Origin of the sequence: Herbaspirillum seropedicae (assembly GCF_001040945.1) — a bacterium.
GTDB classification, from domain to species: Bacteria; Pseudomonadota; Gammaproteobacteria; order Burkholderiales; family Burkholderiaceae_D; genus Herbaspirillum; species Herbaspirillum seropedicae.
The window spans coordinates 4,105,124-4,122,792 of record NZ_CP011930.1; the positions used below are offsets into that span (position 1 = coordinate 4,105,124).

Genomic DNA, 17,669 nt, shown 5'->3' on the forward strand with positions numbered 1-17,669 from the left:
CGGCGGCTGGTACTGGATGGGCGCTGCTACGGGGGAAAGGTACTGCGGGAGAACTGCGGAGATAAAAACGGAAGGAGGCGAGCCTTGTCTGCGGCACTTGCGGGAAATGGCTGTGGCTGCTTCGTTCCCGACCTGACCAGGTTGACCATGCCACAATGCGCAGGGGCCCGCCGGGGTGAATTGTATCTCAAATCACACCGACCGGGCCAGCTAATTCATTCGGGGCAAGCAGGAGCGGCGCTGCCGCGCGAAATACGTAAACCATTTACGCATTTCGCCGCCCCTGGAACATCAGATGCCCAGGTCTTGCCAGATGGCGTCCACACGCTTCTTAACGTCCTCGTCCATGACGATGGGCGTACCCCATTCACGACTGGTTTCACCCGGCCATTTATTGGTGGCGTCGATCCCCATCTTGCTGCCCAGGCCGCTGATGGGCGAGGCGAAATCGAGGTAATCGATGGGCGTGTTATCCACCATGACGGTGTCGCGCACCGGATCGACCCGCGTGGTAATGGCCCAGATCACTTCCTTCCAGTCGCGGATATTCACATCCTCGTCCACCACCACGATGAACTTGGTATACATGAACTGGCGCAGGAAACTCCATACTCCGAACATCACCCGCTTGGCGTGCCCGGCATAGGACTTCTTCATCTGCACCACCGCCATGCGGTAGCTGCAACCTTCTGGCGGCAGATAGAAATCGGTGATCTCGGCAAACTGCTTCTGCAGCAGCGGCACGAACACCTCATTGAGGGCCACGCCCAGCACGGCCGGTTCATCGGGCGGTTTGCCGGTATAGGTGGAGTGATAGATGGCGTCGCGCCGCATGGTGATGCGGTCGATGGTGAAGACCGGGAACCAGTCCTGCTCATTGTAGTAACCGGTGTGGTCGCCATAGGGACCTTCCAAAGCATGCTCGAATCCGGAGGCATGCTTTTCATCCGGATAGATATGCCCCTCCAGCACGATCTCGGCCGAGGCCGGTACGCGCAGCTCGCTGCCCATGGCCTTGACCAGCTCGGTGCGGCTGCCGCGCAAGAGGCCTGCAAACTGGTATTCGGACAGGTTGTCCGGCACCGGCGTGACCGCACCTAATATAGTGGCCGGGTCGGCGCCCAGCGCCACCACGACCGGATAGGGCTTGCCCGGATTGGCGATGCAGTGCTCGCGGAAATCCAGCGCACCACCGCGGTGGGCCAGCCAGCGCATGATGACCTTGTTCGGCCCCAGCACCTGCTGGCGGTAGATGCCCAGGTTCTGGCGCTTCTTGTGCGGCCCCTTGGTGACCACCAGGCCCCAGGTGATCAGTGGCGCAATGTCGCCCGGCCAGCAATGCTGGATCGGCAGGCGCGACAGGTCCACATCCTTGCCTTCCCACACCACGTCCTGGCAAGGCGCCGAGCCGCGTTCCTTGGGCGCCATGTCCCACAGCGACTTCACCAGCGAACCGAGATCGAGCACATCCTTGATGCCCTTGGGCGGCTCAGGCTCCTTCAGACGCGCCAGCAGGTGGCCGATGCGGCGCAGCTCGCCGATATTGTCGGCCCCCATGCCCAGCGCCACACGGTGCGGTGTACCGAAAAGATTGGCAAGCACCGGGATATTTTTTTGATCGACATGCTCAAAAAGAAGCGCCGGACCTTCCGCCCGGAGGGTGCGATCGCAGATCTCGGTCATCTCCAGATGCGAGGAAACAGGGTGAGAAACACGCTTGAGCTCCCCTTTTTGTTGCAACTGGGAAATAAAATCGCGTAGATCAGTGTATTTCATACTTTTTAACAAATTTCTTTTTGCATCACAGCCGGCTTAGCTATTCCCGGCAAACGCTTGATTCTATTGATTTTTGAGGAAAGGCCACGCGCAATATGAGACACAAAAGTTATAAAGAACTATTTTAATAGTATTGACTCGATATAAAGTGGCTTCTACAATGCGCCCACTCTCAACCGAAGAGCAGAGCCATGAGCTCGTAGAGGCTTGCAGTAAAACAGTCAAGTCAAGCAAGGTATCCAGGGACACGGGGTCCCAGTAACTCAAAGAAGTGTCATCCAGGGCGTCAGCCCTACTCCCCGAAACACTGCCATCCGACGGCAGGGCCAGCAGGCCTCGCGGATGGCCTTGCCGTAACGCCTTGCGACGGTAACGAATAGATTGCAGCGACGACAGCACAGCCGTTTGGTCTTCACTTCTTGGCCAGGCGCGCCCTGTTTTTGCCGCAATAACGCAGGAGGTTCAATGTCCAACCAAGCCACCGAGGCGCCTTTATCAGGCACCTCGCAGATGCTTCAGCGCGTCTCGCTCCGGAATCTCTCCGGCAACGCGCGTATTGCCCGTTTCTTTGGTATCGCCCATCGTCTGCTGACAATCCTGGGTATCGCCGCCCTGTTCGTACTGGGCCTGATGTTCTTCAACCCTGATCTGGCTGACCGCCTGATCAGCATGTCGCCCTTTAGCACCGACGAGGTGCAGGAAGCCGATGCGCCGTCCACCCCGGTCCTGGCCGACCTGATGGCGCCCACGGCGCCGGTCGCGACCGTCAGCGCAATGGCCGGTGCGGCCGCCGCCACGGCAGTCCAGACGGCGCCCATGGCAGCCCAGGAGCTCACGCCCGAACAACGCCAGTTGCTGGGCACCCCGCGCCAGCAGAAGCTGGTCACCAACTGGCTGGCCAAGCGCTATCGCGTGGCCACCGACGCGGCCGACATGCTGGTCTCGGCAGCCTACCTGACGGCACGTGACATCAAGCTCGATCCGCTGCTGATCCTGTCGGTGATCGCCATCGAATCGCGCTTCAACCCCTTCGCTGAAAGCCCGATGGGCGCACAAGGGCTGATGCAGGTGATGGCCAAGGTCCACCACGACAAGTTCCAGGAACTGGGCGGCATCAAGGCAGCGCTGAACCCCGTGGCCAATATCCGCGTCGGTTCGCAGATCCTGAAGGAATACGTCACCCGTGGCGGTTCGGTCGAAGCTGGCCTGAAGAGCTACGTCGGCGCGGCTGACATGGCCAATGACGGCGGCTATGGCATCAAGGTGCTCTCGGAGTACCAGAACCTGAAGCAGGTCGCCATGGGCAAGAACGTCTCGATCTACACCACTGCCACCGTGAAGCTGCCCACCCCCGGTGTGTCGGCCAGTGCCGAGCAGCCCAAGCCGGCCAGCAACAACGTGGCCGCGGCCGCCAAGCCCAAGGCAGAAGAACAGCTCGCCGCCCTGTAAGGGCAGCGTGTTGCGATTTGAATATTACCGGTATTCAGGACGCGAAAAAGGAGCCCTCGGGCTCCTTTTTTTTTGACCTGCTTATATATAGAGAAGAGATAGAAGTGCTCTAGTGCGCCAGTGCGGATCAGGCGGCCTTGCGGCGCTTCTCGAAGAACACCCGCAGGCGCGCCACGGCCTCTTGCAGGTTCTCCATCGAGGTCGCATAGGACAGGCGGATATAGCGGCGCGCCGTGAAGGGCCCGAAATCCAGGCCCGGCACCAGCACCACGCCTGCTTCGTTGAGCATGTCCAGGCTCAGTTGATCCGCATCATCGGCCAGCGCGCTGCAATCGGCATAGACATAGAAAGCGCCATCCGGCATGACCGGCACCGTGAAGCCCAGGCTTTCCAGCGCCGGTACGATATAGTCGCGACGACGCTTGAACTCGGCCTTGCGCTCTTCATACAGGGCGAGGGTCTGCGGGGTGAAGCAGGCCACGGCCGCATGCTGGGCGATGGAGGATGCGCAGATCAACAGGTTCTGCGCCAGCTTCTCCACCTGCGGCACCAGCGCCGGCGGCAGCACCAGCCAGCCCAGGCGCCAGCCGGTCATGTTGAAATACTTGGAGAAGCTGTTGATGACCACCACGTCATCGCCCAGCGACAGCGCCGAGAACGGTGCGCCCTCATACGACAATCCCTGGTAGATCTCATCGACGATGGTAAAGCCGCCGCGCTGGCGCACTTCGCCCACGATGGCGCGCAATTCGTCGGGCAGGATGGAGGTGCCGGTGGGGTTGGAAGGCGAGGCCAGCAGGACGCCACGGGTGGCGCTGCCCCAATGCTCGCGCACCATTTGCGCCGACAGCTGGAAACGATGTTCCGGCCCGCTGGCGATGAGCTTGGCGCGCCCTTCGAAGGCCGCCACGAAGTGACGGTTGCAGGGGTAGCTCGGGTCTGGCATCAACACTTCGCTGTCGCGCTCCACCAGCGCCGCACAGGCCAGCAACAAGGCGGCCGAGGCGCCGGCAGTGACCACGATGCGCTCCGGCGCGATCTCCAGGCCGTAGACACTGCGGTAGTGATCCGAGATCGCCGCGCGCAATTGCGGCAGGCCCGTGGCCGAGGTGTATTGCATCTTGCCCTCGGTCATGGCGCGGGTGGCCGCTTCGACCACCGCGGGCGGCGCGGTGAAATCGGGCTCGCCGATGCCCATGTGGATCAGGTGACGCCCCTGCTGCTCCAGTACGGCAGCCTTCTTGGACAATTCCATGACATGGAAGGGGGCGATGTGCTGCAGGCGTGCAGCCAGTTGATTCAGGTTCATGCACTCATTCCGGACAACAGGGAGAAGAACAGGGAGAACAATGGGACGCGGGTACAACGCGGTACATCGGCACAGCAACAACCAGCCAGCCCGTCCCGCAGGACGGGCTACATCGATCAGCGACGGCCCGCCGCTTCCACTTCGGTAGCGCGGGTCTGGGCAGCGAAGCGGTCCAGCACGCCATTGACGTACTTGTGGCCATCGATGCCGCCAAAGGACTTGGTCAGCTCCACGGCTTCGTTGATGACGACCTTGTAGGGAATCTCGATATGGTTCTGCAGCTCGTAGGCGCCGATCAGCAGGGCAGCGTGTTCCACCGGCGAGAGTTCCTTGATGGGACGGTCGATCAGCGGCGCGAGGCCGGCGCGCAGCTTCTCGGCATCGCGGATGGCGCCGGTGAGCAGCGTATCGAAATGCTCGGCGTCGGCCTTGTCGAAACCGTGCGCCTCGCGGATATGGGCTTCGATGGCGCCCGCGTCCTCGTGGTTGAGCAACCACTGGTACAAGCCCTGCAACGCGAACTCGCGCGCGCGGTGACGCGGGGTGCGGTTCTTGTTCGAATTGGCGTGTTGAGTTTTGTTCGACATGATGAATGCGGCCGGAGCCTTGAATGACTATGACAGATACTGATGAATGCACATGCCGGCCCCGGGCCGGCACGGGCCGTGTCCGGAAGCAGGAGCCCGGACGCGGCGCAAAGGGACTTACTCTTCTTCGGTGACCTGGCCGAGCTCTTCCAGGACGATGGCCAGGTTGGCCATTTCCACGGCCACGCGGGCAGCGTCAGCGCCCTTCTCGGCCATGCGGACTTCGGCCTGCTCGTCGTTCTCGGTGGTCAGCACGGCATTGGCGATGGGGACGCCAAAGTCCAGGCCGATACGGGTGATGCCCGCGCCGGATTCGTTGGAGACCAGCTCGAAGTGATAGGTCTCGCCCCGGATGACCGCGCCCAGCGCGATGAGGGCGTCGAACTGTTCGGTCTCGGCCATCTTCTGCAGGGCCAGCGGGATTTCCAGCGCGCCCGGCACGGTCACGTGCAGGATGTCCTCGTCGGCCACGCCCAGGTGCTTGAGCTCGGCCAGGCAGGCGGCCAGCAGGCCGTGGCAGACGTCTTCATTGAAACGCGCCTGCACGATGCCGATGCGCAAGCTCTCGCCATTGAAGTCTGGGTCATAGGTTCCGATGGTCATGGCTGTTCCTTCTCGATAGGTTGACTTGCGTAATTGCTTGATTTCTTGCCGCAGCGCTCATGCGCCTTCACGGGCCTGGTAACCGGTCACTTCCAGCTGGAAGCCGGTCATCGACGGCATCTTGCGCGGGCTGGCCAGGAGCTTCATCTTGCACACACCGAGATCCTTGAGGATCTGGGCGCCGATGCCATAGGTGCGCAGGTCCATGCGGTCCGCGCGGCTGGGCTTGGCGGCCTCGGGCGTACCGACCTTGTTCAATGCGCCGAACTGGTCGAACATCTGCTGGGCCGACTCCTCGCAATTGAGCAGCACGATCACGCCGGACTCGGCTTCCTGCACGGCCTTCATGGCAGCGGCCAGGTTCCAGGAATGGGTGGTCACGCCGGCGTCCAGCAGGTCCAGGATCGACACCGGCTGGTGCACCCGTACCAGGGTTTCACGGCCGGGCTGGATGTCGCCGCGCACCAGCGCCAGATGGGCGCCGCCGGAGGGCGTATCGCGGTAGGCGATGGCCTTGAAGGCGCCGTGGGCGGTCTGCATCTCGCGCTCGGCCACGCGTTCGATGATGCTTTCGTTGCGGCTGCGGTAATGGATCAGGTCGGCGATGGTGCCGATCTTGAGCTTGTGCTTCTCGGCGAACTCCAGCAGGTCCGGCAGGCGCGCCATGGTGCCATCTTCCTTCAGGATCTCGCAGATCACCGACGCGGGCGTGAGGCCGGCCATGGCGGTCAAGTCGCAGCCGGCTTCGGTATGACCGGCGCGCATGAGCACCCCGCCCTTCTGCGCGCGCAGCGGGAAGATGTGGCCCGGCTGCACCAGGTCGGACGGCTTGGCGCCCTTGGAGGCGGCCACCTGGATGGTGCGCGCGCGGTCGGCGGCGGAGATGCCGGTGGTCACGCCTTCAGCGGCCTCGATGGAGACGGTGAAGTTGGTGCCATAGGGCGTGCCATTGCGGGTGGCCATCAACGGCAGGTCGAGCTGGTCCACGTGTTCTTCGGTCAGCGTCAGGCAGACCAGGCCACGCGCATGCGTGACCATGAAATTGATGGCTTCGGGCGTGACGAAGTCGGTCGCCAGGACCAGATCCCCCTCGTTTTCGCGGTCTTCTTCATCGACCAGGATCACCATGCGGCCGGCACGGAGTTCGGCGACGATTTCTTCGGTTGTTGCAAGTGGCATGTTCACGCTCTTTTCCCTGTTGGAACCCGCTATTTTAAAGGATTGCGGGCCTGCTCCGCTGGCCAATTGCGCCAATTATGCCGGCAACGCTGCCTGTGCAGCCTGGGTGCGCTGCAATGCCTCCAGCAGCAGCGCCGGGTCGCCCAGCGCCAGCCGTTTGGAATCCGACAAGGTCTGGCGGAAGGCGCGTGCTCCCGGCATGCCGGCCATCAAGCCCAGCATGTGCCGGGTGATGCTGTTCAAGCGCAGGCCCCGGCCATTGTCGCCATGCAACTCCAGCTGGCGTTTGATATAAGGCAACATCGCCTCGATCACCTCGGCCCGGCTGCGCTGCAGGCCGCCCTCAAGAGCAGCGTAGTAGCGGGCATCGAAGCCAGCCATCAGGTAGGGGTTGTGATAGGCCTCACGGCCCAGCATGACGCCGTCCACATGCTTGAGGTGCTCATCGATCTCGGGCAGGGTCTTGATGCCGCCGTTGATGAGGATTTCCAGCGACGGGAAATCCTTCTTCAACTGGTAGGCGTAGTCGTACTTCAGCGGCGGGATTTCACGGTTTTCCTTGGGGCTCAGGCCCTTGAGGATGGCATTGCGGGCATGCACGATGAAGGTCTGGCAGCCAGCCTCGGCGATCTGGCCGACGAAATCGCGCACGAAATCATAGGACTCGACCTCATCGATGCCGATACGGTGCTTCACGGTCACGTCGATGGAGACCGCATCGCGCATGGCCTTGACGCAATCGGCCACCAGCGTCGGCTCGCCCATCAGGCAAGCGCCGAAGGCGCCCTTCTGGACCCGCTCGGAGGGGCAGCCGCAGTTCAGGTTGATCTCGTCATAGCCCCATTGCTCGCCCAGCTTGGCGCTGTGCGCCAGGTCAGCGGGTTCGCTGCCGCCCAGTTGCAGGGCCACAGGATGCTCCTGCTCGTCGAAATCCAGGTGGCGCGGCACGTCCCCATGCAGCAGCGCACCGGTGGTGACCATTTCGGTGTAGAGCCAGGTGTGGCGCGTGATCTGGCGATGGAAGACGCGGCAGTGGCGGTCGGTCCAGTCCATCATGGGGGCGACCGAAAGCGTTCGAGGCGGTAAACTCGGGCTATTTCCAGCACTGACGCGGCTTTCCACCGCCTTATTGGCCACTTCAGACTTCACGATATTTCACGAAAATAAATGGTTTATCATTCGCCATTGGACAAAAATCAGATGGCGACATTCCAGAAAATTGGCAAGCGTTGGCGTGCGAGGATTCGGAGGAAGGGATTTCCCGCGCAGAGCGAGATGTTCGACACAAAGCCGCAGGCACAAGACTGGGCTTCGCGGCAGGAAGCCGACATGCGGGCGCTCAAATTTCAGGACGTGCGTATCATAGCAGACAAGACCCTCGGGGCCGCGATAGACCGATATACAGAAGAGCAGACCCAGGTCAAACCGTTGGGCAAAAACAAAAAGGCCGTGTTAGCAACCTTGAAACGGCATCTTGGGAAGCTAACAATGCCAGAGCTGTTGAATTGCACTAAAAACCGGCCCACTTTCCCCGGAAATTTGCATCCTAAGTTGACCCATGTTTAGACCACAATCCTGCTCATGACAGCGAGCAGGAGAACGGAGTGATAGACGTGGCCCTACTTGGAATCATTCGACGCTGGTACATCAGAGACCGCATATCGATTAGGGAAATCGCCCGCAGGCTCGACATTTCCCGAAACACTGTTCGTCGCTCCATTCGAACGGAGGCGATTGAACCTTCCTATCCCAGCAGGAAATCATCGAGTTCGCTGGACGAATTCGCGCCCCAACTCACCGCCTGGTTGAGCGCTGAGGCAGTCAAATCTCGCAAGCAAAGACGAACCCTGAAACAGATGTTCCTGGACCTTAAGGAGTTAGGTTACAAGGGGTCGTACGACCGCGTCGCAGCCTTCGGAAGGCGGTGGAAGGTGGGTCAGATGGAGAGGGTCAATTCTGCGAGCAAATCAACAATCTGGGATGCCGTCGACGACATTCGGAACGGAAAAATTACTCCGCTCCTGGTTCAGAATGGCATCGAGGAAGCCGGTGTGTATGCGGTGTTTCATGCAACGAAGTACATGCCTCCTCGTGTGCGGGCCATGCTAGATTTCCTTGTGATGAAATTTGATAGTGCCACGTCAGAGTTGCTCACGATGCCCAATTCCGGGACATTTAAACCTCAGAAAAAAGCCGCGGCGCGTCGATGATTGTGTTGAGAGAAGTCTTAGACTACCGTGTAGAGAAATGCTGAAGTCCGCAATCGGCCAATTTGAGGCATTCAATTGTCCTCATACAATGCGTATCCCGTTAATGAATCTCACGCAATGAATCAAGTGCATCTCATTGAAGGCCCTGTCGGGGCTGGAAAAACCACCTTTAGCACCGTCTTGGCGCAAAATATCGGAGGTATACATATTGCCCTCGACGAGTGGTTCGCCAGGCTATTTAGTCCTGATCGCCCCGAAGGTGATTTTGTCCCTTGGTATGTCCAGCGCAAAGAACGCTTGTTAGACCTGATCTGGATTCATAGCCAGAAAATACTGGATTCAGGGCGAGATGTTGTACTGGAGCTCGGCTTGATCCAACAATTACCTCGAATGGCATTTTGCCGGCGAATCGTAGAGGAAGGATTTTCACTTCGTATCCAAGTGCTTGATGCCCCTCTGGAACTTCGACGCGAACGCGTCCGACGAAGGAATGAGGAGAAAGGTCCCACATTCTCAATGCTTGTGCCGGCTCACATATTCGAAATCGCGAGCGCACTTTGGGAGCCGCCGGATGAATTTGAGCGTGAGGAATTCGATATTGATTTCGTCAGCACTAGCTCGATAGCGCCGACTCTTAGCTAAAAAATATGATAAACATTAGAAAATCACACCGCGAGGATGGTGATCGAGTGCTGGAAATCTGGCGCAACGCCGTGCTGGCCACGCATGATTTTTTGAGTCCGACTGACTATGCGGAAATTACCGGTGAAGTCCGGGATTTTCTTCCAGATGCTCCACTGCTATTAGCCGTCGACGAGAACGACAGACCGTTGGGCTTCATGTTGTTGAACGACTCGCACATGGAGGCGTTGTTTATCGATCCCGCTCATCATGGCAAAGGAATCGGCCGTGGCCTTGTCGAATACGCATTAGGCTTATCGCCTTTTCTGACGACGGATGTCAACGAACAGAATGAACAAGCATCCGCGTTTTACTTGCACTTGGGCTTCGTCAAGACAGGGCGATCGGAACAGGACGGTCAAGGACGTCCTTACCCGCTGCTTCATTTGCAATTTCGGGCCCAGCGGTCAATCTAGTGTCGACGTGGTTCGCGAGCAGTGTCGAGACATAGGGCATTGCAATTTCGTAAGCGCCGCAATCGGCCAGATACGGTCATTCACGCGCAAGGGGATTAAAGGGACGCGAAAAAAAGCGAGCTACGGCGCAGGCTACCCCTAACGAACAAATAAGATATCCGGCCAACAGTCCCAGCTTTACCTCCGATGAAGCGGTGATGGGAGGGATTGCGGTGCGCATTAGGCCCAGGACGATCAGGTGAAACAGGTAGATTTCGTAGCTAAGGCCACCGCAGAACGCCAGGAATGAGTATCCCGCGGACCTTGCCGCTACAGTTTTTCCAGAGGCGCCGGCCAGCAGCAGAGCGGTTCCCAGCGCCATCGCAGTCACGCCCAGTACATTGCTACGGGAAATCGGCCAACACAGATAGAGCAATGCCATCGCCAGGATCGTCATGCACTGCAGCCAGCGCGTTGAGATCCACGGATGCGTGCCTCGTGCAACCAGGATCGCCGTACAGCAGCCGATGGCAATGCCGTCAAAGCAAGCCAGGTACGCATACAGAAAGCCACCTTCATCTCCCTGGTGCGCCAAGCGGTATAAGGGGCCCGCCACGATGAACAGCAGGCAGAACGCACCGATGAAGAGCGGCCTGCGCAACGTCAAGCAGACCACCGGAAACGCCAGATAGAACACCCCCTCCACGGAAAGCGACCAAAGCACACCCAGCGGATAGTTCACCCAGCCATGCTGCGCAATCAGTACGTTCATCCAGAAGGTGAGGCTGGCCAGGGCGGTCATCCACATCGGCAGCGGCGGCTCGCCAAATCCGCGGTTCTGGAAGAGCGTCCCGCCCAGCGCGGCCAGGAGCGACACCATTGCCAGTAGCAAGAACATGCATGGCAGTATGCGCCACGCGCGCAGCGCGTAGAAGCGCCTCGCATCGATGGCGTCGAGCCGCCCCCATCGACGCAAGGTGTTGGCCGTCATCAGATAGCCGGAAATCACGAAGAAAATGGTGACGCCATAGTTGCCGTTGCGAGCGATCGCCTGCACCACGGGGGTAGCAAAAATCGTTGCCGGCACGGTATCTTTGAGCGGGTAGGCGATGTTGAAATGATGGAACAACACCAGCAATATGGATACGCCGCGCAGGACATCGATACGCGCATTGCGCTGGGCGATGCTCATCGCGGTCGACCTGCGAGATGATCGGTCAACGCCGGAAGGTCGTCCAGCAGGCCGTCACGAGCCCTCAGGCCAGCATTGGGCTGGGTCGGACGATCGTCCTGGATAAGGCGGGCGAACACGAGCTTCCGGTCGTCCTTGATCGCCCAGCCCACGAACCACCCATAAGCATGCGCAGGATCGTAGCGCCCATCGGAACCCGGTGAACCGGTGCCGGTCTTGCCGTGGATCTCCCAGCCGTCCGGCGCGGCCGTGATGCGCGTGATCCTGCCGGTCATCTCATACGCGCGTGCGTTGACCGGTAGTTGCCGGTTCACCAGCCTGCGCAGGAAAGCGATCTGTTCCAAAGGCGAGATGCGCAGCGATGAATTGATCCATGCTCCCTTTGTGCCATTGCGCTTGCCCGGTTCACCCGACACGTCCTGGTTGCCATAGCGGAAATCGCGCGTATAGCGTTGAAACCGCGTCGCCCCCAGCTGCTGCGCTACACGCTGCGAAAACCAGACTACCGAATACTGTATCCATCGGCTGGCATCGGTGGGCTGGCGCCAGGCAGCGCCGCCCCAGTCAGGGTATTCCGGCTGATAGGGCCAGGCCGGCGTATGTTCGTCCTGCAGGACGCCGGCATCGAAGCCCATCAGGCTGATGGCGATCTTGAAGGTGGAGGCCGGTGTGAAGCGGCTGGTGCAATCTCCGCTCTGGACGATGGAACCGTTCTCCGACGCGTCGGCCACGATGGTGCATATCGTCCGTGCCGACGCCGCGGTCGAGATAATCCCGCCTGCGATCAGGGCCGCGAACATCCTTGTCTTGCGCATTTCTACCTCTTCAGCATGATTAAAAGAATTGATTTCATCGGTGACGGGTGCCCGCTATGGCTTCTCGCCTCAGCCGAACGCGTGTCACCACGATGGCCGGGGCGGTGCAAGTGCGTTGGAGGCCAGCCGGCTTTCCAGGTCCGCAAAATGGTCGAGAAACCAGACGGTGTTTCCGCGATTGGATTCTCGGACATAGTCAGTAAGCGCCCGACTGGCATCAAGATGGCGGCCGAGCTGGCCGAGAATGGCGAGCGGCATGCGGTAGTTCACGAAGCGCTGGACAAGCCGGCCCGCCAATCCAGAGGACAGATGAAAAAAGGATTCGTCCAGGCAGCTGGCATCGATGGCCACCAGCTGCACACAGTGCTCCCATGCGGCACTGAGCAGGGAGTCCGTATCACCTTCGCTGGCAATACGCCCTTCCTGGGCCGGGCAATGCAGTATTCGGACCGGGCCCATCGAAATGATCACGCTTCTCATGGCATGCCGCGCGCGTCAGGCGCGAGAAGAAATGCCTGGATGGTTTCTGCTTCACGGGTGATGAAGTGAAAGGCCTCTGGCCTCCAGTGTATGCAGGCGTGCGGCACGCACCGTTCTAGCCGCACCCGCGTGTGGGCCGAATCAAGCAGCACGTCTTTTCCTCCCAGCACGGCCATGACTGGCATGGCCAGGGAACCCAGAGCAGCATCGCTGAACCTGGGTAGCACGATAGGTTGAATACGCGCATGCAGGCCGATGTATTCCATCAGCGAGGCAAGCTTGGCGTGGAACGGCGACAGCGTACCGGCAACAGGCCCGATCACCATGCGGCGAATCCTGCGCAATCCCCACTGCCCGAGCATCAAACAGGGCCAGGCTTTAAGCAGGAATGCCCGTTGCCGTCCGATGCCGGCGGGCGAGATGAGCACCAGTTGCGCTACCCGCCCTGGACGCGATACTGCGTAGCTCAGTGCCATCCAGCCACCCAGCGAAATGCCGGCGAACGAGGCGTTCACCACTCCAAGCCCATCCATCACGTCGTCGAGCCAGCATAAGGCCGCGTGACTGGTGGGAACCAGGCGGGATGGGGCGCTCAATCCAGGCTGGCCTGGCATGTCAAGGATATGGACGCGGAAATGCCGCGCCCATGTCGCTGCGTCCGCCAGCCAGCTTGCCGCGTTGGCCTGGGCGCCATGCAGCAGCACCAGCGGCGGCCTGTCGGACGGGCCGCAGGAAAGGACGAAGGTTTCCCCGATGCCGCTTGGCACCATGCAGTGGCTATGGGGGACCGGCCACTCGTCCAGCAGATCGCGATAGCGTGCCAGGGCAAGGCGCTCTGCATCACGCGTCCTGAATATCGGCGTCATTGCGCCGCGCCAAGAAAAGAGTCGAGTGCCTCCAGCACCGATGCGGCCTCTCTGGGCGAAGCAACCAGGATGATCTTCAGATGGCTTTCCAGCGGGTTATAGGCGGTATCAAGATGCATGGGCTGACCGTGCCCTCTCCGGCTGTTCAGCAAAGCCTGCAGGTTGGTTGCGATGCGGCTGGCAAATTCGGCCGATATCCCGGGTACCTCTACGATGCTCGTGGTACGTGCCGCAATTTCGCCTTGGTTCGCGACTGGCGCCGCCAACCCGGCAAAGTCATTCAGGTCCGGACCGGAAATCCGATAGGACTTGCCGATCTTGGAGGCCCGTAGGCGGCCCTCCTTGATATGGCGTAGCACTGTCTTGACGTGCAATTTGAGTTGCCGGGCGACTTCTTCAACGGTGTAGGTGTTTCCATGCATGATGCCATTCTATACCGAAATTATCCTAAATGTTACCAATATAGGTAGCAATTGGGATATTTCCAAATTCCTTCTTGAACCGCAACCCAACTCGCGGCAGCCGCACGTAGGCTGGGACACGAGGGGCGCATGAGCGAATGGCCGCCTTCGGAAGACGATGGAAGGTGGGACCAGATGGCAAGCGGCCATCCCGCAAGCGAGGCAACATGGATTGCGCTGTTTCCTGTGGCGGATCATCGCTAAGTGAGCCTCCCCGTTATCGAACGGACGTCCTTGTTTATACGACGGTCCGCCTAGCTGCCTGTCGAAATGAAGGGCTAAGGGGTTACTCCGACTTACCCAATCAAATCGAATAATGATTTTTTTACCTCGGCTTATTCCCGCAACTAAGTCGCCTTGAGCCGCGGATCATCCAGCATCCGCCAGGCTCTGCGTTCTACGGTGATCAGGCCGGATTCCATCACATAGCTGTGGAGCCCCCCCTTCCAACGCCAGCTTGGCGTTCTGCCTCCAGCACGATGGTGATGCCCTAATGCTAGAAAGGTGGGGAGTAGCTGCTCCATCTATTTGCTGATCGCTGGAACCAAATATCCGTTTATAGCTGCCTCATCGGACATGTCGATGGCACTTGCCAAGATACTGGATCGCCCTTTTCGGAAAGTATTCAGCCGCCGTCAGCTTTAAACTTGGCTCACTCTGATGAGCTCGATCTTCATCAGGGCTATCAACGCTTGCCAACAACCCGATAACTCTTTCCTGTGCGAACAATCTGGACGAAGCCTTCTTCACCGAGGTGCATACCGGCGATAAGCAGTTGGTCCGCACTCACCATATCCAGCAAATGAACCCGGGTTGCCGTCGCCAGATGCGGATCGAGGTCGAATGCAATGGAGACGTCGGGGCGAGCGATCTGTAGGTGCGGGAAATGCACGATGTCGCCCCAGATCAACAGACCCTGCCCATTTGAGTTGATGTGATAGCCGCAATGTCCGTCGGTATGTCCAGGCAGCAGCTGGGCGCTAATGCCGGGAAGGACCTCGCCGCCGGCGAAGGTGCGCAGCCTGTCCCGATACTTGACGAATACCCGGCGCGCGAAGATGAAATTTCCGCGCGCCCGCTCGCTGGCGCGGCAGAAATTGGCGTCGTTCTCCCAGAAGTCCAGTTCCTGCCCCTGCACTACCAACTCCGCATCGGGAAAGGCGCGGTCTCCTGCGCTATCGAGCAGGCCACCAATGTGGTCGGGATGAGCATGGGTCAGAAGGACTGTATCGATGTCGGAAGGCAGCACTCCGGCCCGCTTGAGATTGTCCTGTAATCGGCCGCCCCATTGCTTGAAGCCACCGGCGCCGGCATCGACCAACACGGTTTGCGTCGGGCTGCGAATCAGGTAGCAATTGATATGGATGGCAGAAGGGTCGCTCATCCCTGCCGCATGCTGAAGCCTGGTCGCCTCTGCGGGATCGATATTGGACAGCAGCTCCAGAGGTGCGCTGAGAAAGCCATCACTGATGGCGGTGACAGAGAAATCACCGATTTGCTTAGTGGGGAAATGCATTTTCGTTTCGTTGGCTGTGGGTAGGAATCAATGCCTTGCGCTGATGGACTGCGCGGCATAGGCGAAACAGCGGATACGCGTCAGCAGTCCGGTATGGTCCTGGATGGCCTTGTCCAGTTGCTGCATGAACTCTTCCAGGACGGCCGGCGTCCTGTTTGCCGACATCCGATAGCGGATGTCGACGAACGCAGGATGGCCCGTCCCATGACCGACCGCGACGTAGATGATGTGGATGTTCTCGGGCAGCGCCTCCAGAATCTTCGTGCAGAGCTGTGCGCAGCGCGCGGTGAGCCGATCCAGGGATTGCGCCGCGGGCATCTGGTCCTGGCGGATGTAGAAAGTGAGATTGGGCATCGTGCTAGCTCGCGCTGACGATGGCCGGCTCGCTACTGCTGCGCAGTTGCGCAGTCATCGGAGCATAGAGATGCAGTCCTTCGGGCAGGGCAAGACCGTTGATGTCGGCGGGATCGGGCAGGACCGCCATCCATCTCCATTCCGGGGATTTTTCCAGGGCGACGGCATGCAGGATCGATGGCGATAGCCCCATCGTTATCAAGGGGTCGGGGCCACGCGCACTGAGCAGCAGGTACTCCCCGCTACGCACCGCAGGCGCAGTACCCGATGTTTCATAGAGATTGCGATGCCAGTCAGTGATGTGTTGTTGCCATCGAGCGAAATTGCCACCGCCTTTTCGCCGGTATTCGTCAGAGAGAAGCACGTCGTGATGGTCAATGGTATGCAGCGCGAGATAAACCGGGCAGCGTTCGCTCAAAGCCCTGAATCGCTGCGAAGTGTGAAAGCCGCGCACGGAGATGAGGGCGGGCAACTTTTCCAGGCTGTAGAAATCGTTCCATTCTGCTTCGCTGATGGGGTCGGCGAAGCTGCATTCGACGGTATAGATCATAATGATGATGGGCCACGGCCACCCTTGTGGCAGCCTGCTTGGTTGAGGAGTTGTCATGATAGGCAGCCCATCCCGGCCAATAAATCGATATTTAGGCAAGCTTCACTGACAAAAAGTAAAGCTGTCGTGATCAACCCGGTCAAGGAACACGATGCGGCGCAGAATTCCCAGCAACAGCTCACTGATGGCATTCGAGGCCGCGGCGCGTCACGGCAGCTTTGCGCGTGCCGCGGAAGAACTGGCCTTGACGGAAGGTGCCATCAGCCGCCAGATCAGCCGCCTGGAAGGGTTTCTGGGAGTGACACTGTTCGAGCGGATCGGCAACCGCGTGCGCTTGCTGCCGCATGGCCAACGTTATGCCAGCCACGTCCGGGAAACGCTGGAGCGCCTGGACCGAGACAGCCAACATCTGATGTCCCAACCTCCCAACGGAGCCAGCCTGGATATCGCGGTCAGCCCTACGTTTGCGATGCGCTGGCTGATTCCCCGCCTGCCGCGCTTCGCTGCCCTGCATCCGCACATCACGGTGCATCTCTCTGAACGCATGGAGCCGTTCCTGCTGCCTGGTAGTGGCCTGGATGCAGCGATTCATTTCTTACATCCGGCCTGGACCGGGATGCAGACCTATTCCCTGCTTGACGAGGTGCTGGTGCCGGTGTGCCATCCCGCCCTGGTAGCAGGAACGAGCGGAGTCCCCGCCCTGGACGCTTTGCCGCGCCTGCACCGGCGTCAGAATCACGATGCCTGGCAGCGCTACGCCGCGCAGACCGGAATCAGCCTGAGCCATTCTGCGCAAGGTCCCCGCTATGACTTGCATGGAATGCTCATCGAGGCCGCATTGGCTGGTCTCGGCGTAGCGCTGGTGCCGCGCCTGTATGTGGAAACGGAATTGGCGCAAGGCCGTCTGGTCGCGCCATGGCCACAGGACAGCCGCATCTCCAAGACGTTTTGCCTTGTGCTCCCTGAGCCGTTGCAACTTGGCAGCGAGCCTCTCAAGGCGTTCGCACAATGGATTCTTGAAGAATCGAGTCCGTTGGCCGGACTTGAATGAGCGAATGGCCGCCTTTCGTATGACCACGTGGCTCCCTCCGGAAGGCAATGAAAGACGGTCAGGTGGAGCGACTCATCCTGCGAGCGAATCATGAATGGCTATGTCCCCCGGATGATGCGGTTCATCGGCGCAGAAAACGCGCGTGAGATGGCTTGGGCCAGCGCAGCCGAAATCATGAAGTAGGCGGGCAGGAGC

20 protein-coding genes and 1 other RNA gene are annotated in these 17,669 nt (G+C 59.8%); 6 read left to right on the forward strand and 15 right to left on the reverse strand.

Annotated elements, in window-relative coordinates:
* Positions 1–73 precede the first annotated feature (73 nt).
* Positions 74–172, reverse strand: an RNA gene (gene ffs, locus ACP92_RS24380) — signal recognition particle sRNA small type.
* Positions 173–291: 119 nt separating this feature from the next.
* A complete protein-coding gene (ubiD, locus tag ACP92_RS17825; RefSeq protein WP_013235523.1) occupies positions 292–1,776 on the reverse strand; it encodes a 4-hydroxy-3-polyprenylbenzoate decarboxylase in 1,485 nt (494 codons plus the stop codon).
* A gap of 465 nt (positions 1,777–2,241) precedes the next feature.
* Between ubiD and ACP92_RS17830 the strand changes: the two genes are divergently transcribed.
* The gene (locus tag ACP92_RS17830; RefSeq protein ID WP_013235524.1) at positions 2,242–3,225 is read left to right on the forward strand and encodes a lytic transglycosylase domain-containing protein; all 984 of its coding nucleotides are present in this window, start codon (positions 2,242–2,244) and stop codon (positions 3,223–3,225) included.
* A gap of 127 nt (positions 3,226–3,352) precedes the next feature.
* Here ACP92_RS17830 and ACP92_RS17835 read toward each other — a convergent pair whose 3' ends face one another.
* The 5 genes from ACP92_RS17835 to dusA form a co-directional block, all read right to left on the reverse strand.
* Positions 3,353–4,534: a pyridoxal phosphate-dependent aminotransferase gene (locus ACP92_RS17835; protein ID WP_013235525.1), complete on the reverse strand. Its 1,182-nt coding sequence runs from the start codon at positions 4,532–4,534 to the stop codon at positions 3,353–3,355.
* Between the two features lie 116 nt (positions 4,535–4,650).
* Positions 4,651–5,121 (reverse strand): transcription antitermination factor NusB, encoded by a 471-nt coding sequence (gene nusB, locus ACP92_RS17840; protein ID WP_013235526.1) that lies wholly within the window; start codon positions 5,119–5,121, stop codon positions 4,651–4,653.
* A gap of 117 nt (positions 5,122–5,238) precedes the next feature.
* A complete protein-coding gene (ribH, locus tag ACP92_RS17845; RefSeq protein WP_013235527.1) occupies positions 5,239–5,724 on the reverse strand; it encodes a 6,7-dimethyl-8-ribityllumazine synthase in 486 nt (161 codons plus the stop codon).
* A gap of 57 nt (positions 5,725–5,781) precedes the next feature.
* A complete protein-coding gene (gene ribBA, locus ACP92_RS17850; protein ID WP_013235528.1) occupies positions 5,782–6,903 on the reverse strand; it encodes a bifunctional 3,4-dihydroxy-2-butanone-4-phosphate synthase/GTP cyclohydrolase II in 1,122 nt (373 codons plus the stop codon).
* 75 nt (positions 6,904–6,978) lie between these two features.
* Complete coding sequence (dusA, locus tag ACP92_RS17855) at positions 6,979–8,025, reverse strand: tRNA dihydrouridine(20/20a) synthase DusA (RefSeq protein ID WP_041312159.1); 1,047 nt, start codon at positions 8,023–8,025, stop codon at positions 6,979–6,981.
* 45 nt (positions 8,026–8,070) lie between these two features.
* Between dusA and ACP92_RS17860 the strand changes: the two genes are divergently transcribed.
* From ACP92_RS17860 to ACP92_RS17875, 4 genes are all read left to right on the forward strand, one after another.
* Positions 8,071–8,469: a hypothetical protein gene (locus tag ACP92_RS17860; protein ID WP_232284864.1), complete on the forward strand. Its 399-nt coding sequence runs from the start codon at positions 8,071–8,073 to the stop codon at positions 8,467–8,469.
* A 38-nt stretch (positions 8,470–8,507) separates the two neighbouring features.
* Entirely contained in the window at positions 8,508–9,113 is a 606-nt protein-coding gene (locus ACP92_RS25320; RefSeq protein ID WP_013235530.1) for a winged helix-turn-helix transcriptional regulator, read from the forward strand.
* A 117-nt stretch (positions 9,114–9,230) separates the two neighbouring features.
* Entirely contained in the window at positions 9,231–9,755 is a 525-nt protein-coding gene (locus ACP92_RS17870) for a P-loop nucleotide/nucleoside kinase family protein (protein ID WP_013235531.1), read from the forward strand.
* Between the two features lie 5 nt (positions 9,756–9,760).
* Positions 9,761–10,210, forward strand: a complete 450-nt coding sequence (locus tag ACP92_RS17875; RefSeq protein ID WP_013235532.1) for an acetyltransferase — start codon at positions 9,761–9,763, stop codon at positions 10,208–10,210.
* 76 nt (positions 10,211–10,286) lie between these two features.
* Here the strand turns inward: ACP92_RS17875 and ACP92_RS17880 are convergent, their stop codons facing one another.
* From ACP92_RS17880 to ACP92_RS17915, 8 genes are all read right to left on the reverse strand, one after another.
* Positions 10,287–11,381: an acyltransferase family protein gene (locus tag ACP92_RS17880; RefSeq protein ID WP_013235533.1), complete on the reverse strand. Its 1,095-nt coding sequence runs from the start codon at positions 11,379–11,381 to the stop codon at positions 10,287–10,289.
* Positions 11,378–12,196 (reverse strand): class D beta-lactamase, encoded by an 819-nt coding sequence (gene blaOXA, locus ACP92_RS17885; RefSeq protein ID WP_013235534.1) that lies wholly within the window; start codon positions 12,194–12,196, stop codon positions 11,378–11,380. The genes ACP92_RS17880 and blaOXA overlap by 4 nt, the downstream gene beginning before the upstream one ends.
* An 84-nt stretch (positions 12,197–12,280) precedes the next feature.
* The gene (locus ACP92_RS17890; protein ID WP_013235535.1) at positions 12,281–12,676 is read right to left on the reverse strand and encodes a DUF4180 domain-containing protein; all 396 of its coding nucleotides are present in this window, start codon (positions 12,674–12,676) and stop codon (positions 12,281–12,283) included.
* The gene (locus ACP92_RS17895) at positions 12,673–13,542 is read right to left on the reverse strand and encodes an alpha/beta fold hydrolase (RefSeq protein WP_013235536.1); all 870 of its coding nucleotides are present in this window, start codon (positions 13,540–13,542) and stop codon (positions 12,673–12,675) included. The genes ACP92_RS17890 and ACP92_RS17895 overlap by 4 nt, the downstream gene beginning before the upstream one ends.
* Positions 13,539–13,964 (reverse strand): helix-turn-helix domain-containing protein, encoded by a 426-nt coding sequence (locus tag ACP92_RS17900; RefSeq protein WP_013235537.1) that lies wholly within the window; start codon positions 13,962–13,964, stop codon positions 13,539–13,541. The genes ACP92_RS17895 and ACP92_RS17900 overlap by 4 nt, the downstream gene beginning before the upstream one ends.
* A 724-nt stretch (positions 13,965–14,688) precedes the next feature.
* Positions 14,689–15,519 (reverse strand): MBL fold metallo-hydrolase, encoded by an 831-nt coding sequence (locus tag ACP92_RS17905; protein WP_013235538.1) that lies wholly within the window; start codon positions 15,517–15,519, stop codon positions 14,689–14,691.
* A gap of 27 nt (positions 15,520–15,546) precedes the next feature.
* The gene (locus ACP92_RS17910; RefSeq protein ID WP_041311128.1) at positions 15,547–15,873 is read right to left on the reverse strand and encodes a hypothetical protein; all 327 of its coding nucleotides are present in this window, start codon (positions 15,871–15,873) and stop codon (positions 15,547–15,549) included.
* A 4-nt stretch (positions 15,874–15,877) separates the two neighbouring features.
* A complete protein-coding gene (locus ACP92_RS17915) occupies positions 15,878–16,423 on the reverse strand; it encodes a hypothetical protein (RefSeq protein WP_041311131.1) in 546 nt (181 codons plus the stop codon).
* A 151-nt stretch (positions 16,424–16,574) separates the two neighbouring features.
* Between ACP92_RS17915 and ACP92_RS17920 the strand changes: the two genes are divergently transcribed.
* Positions 16,575–17,474 (forward strand): LysR substrate-binding domain-containing protein, encoded by a 900-nt coding sequence (locus ACP92_RS17920; protein ID WP_013235541.1) that lies wholly within the window; start codon positions 16,575–16,577, stop codon positions 17,472–17,474.
* Positions 17,475–17,669 lie beyond the last annotated feature (195 nt).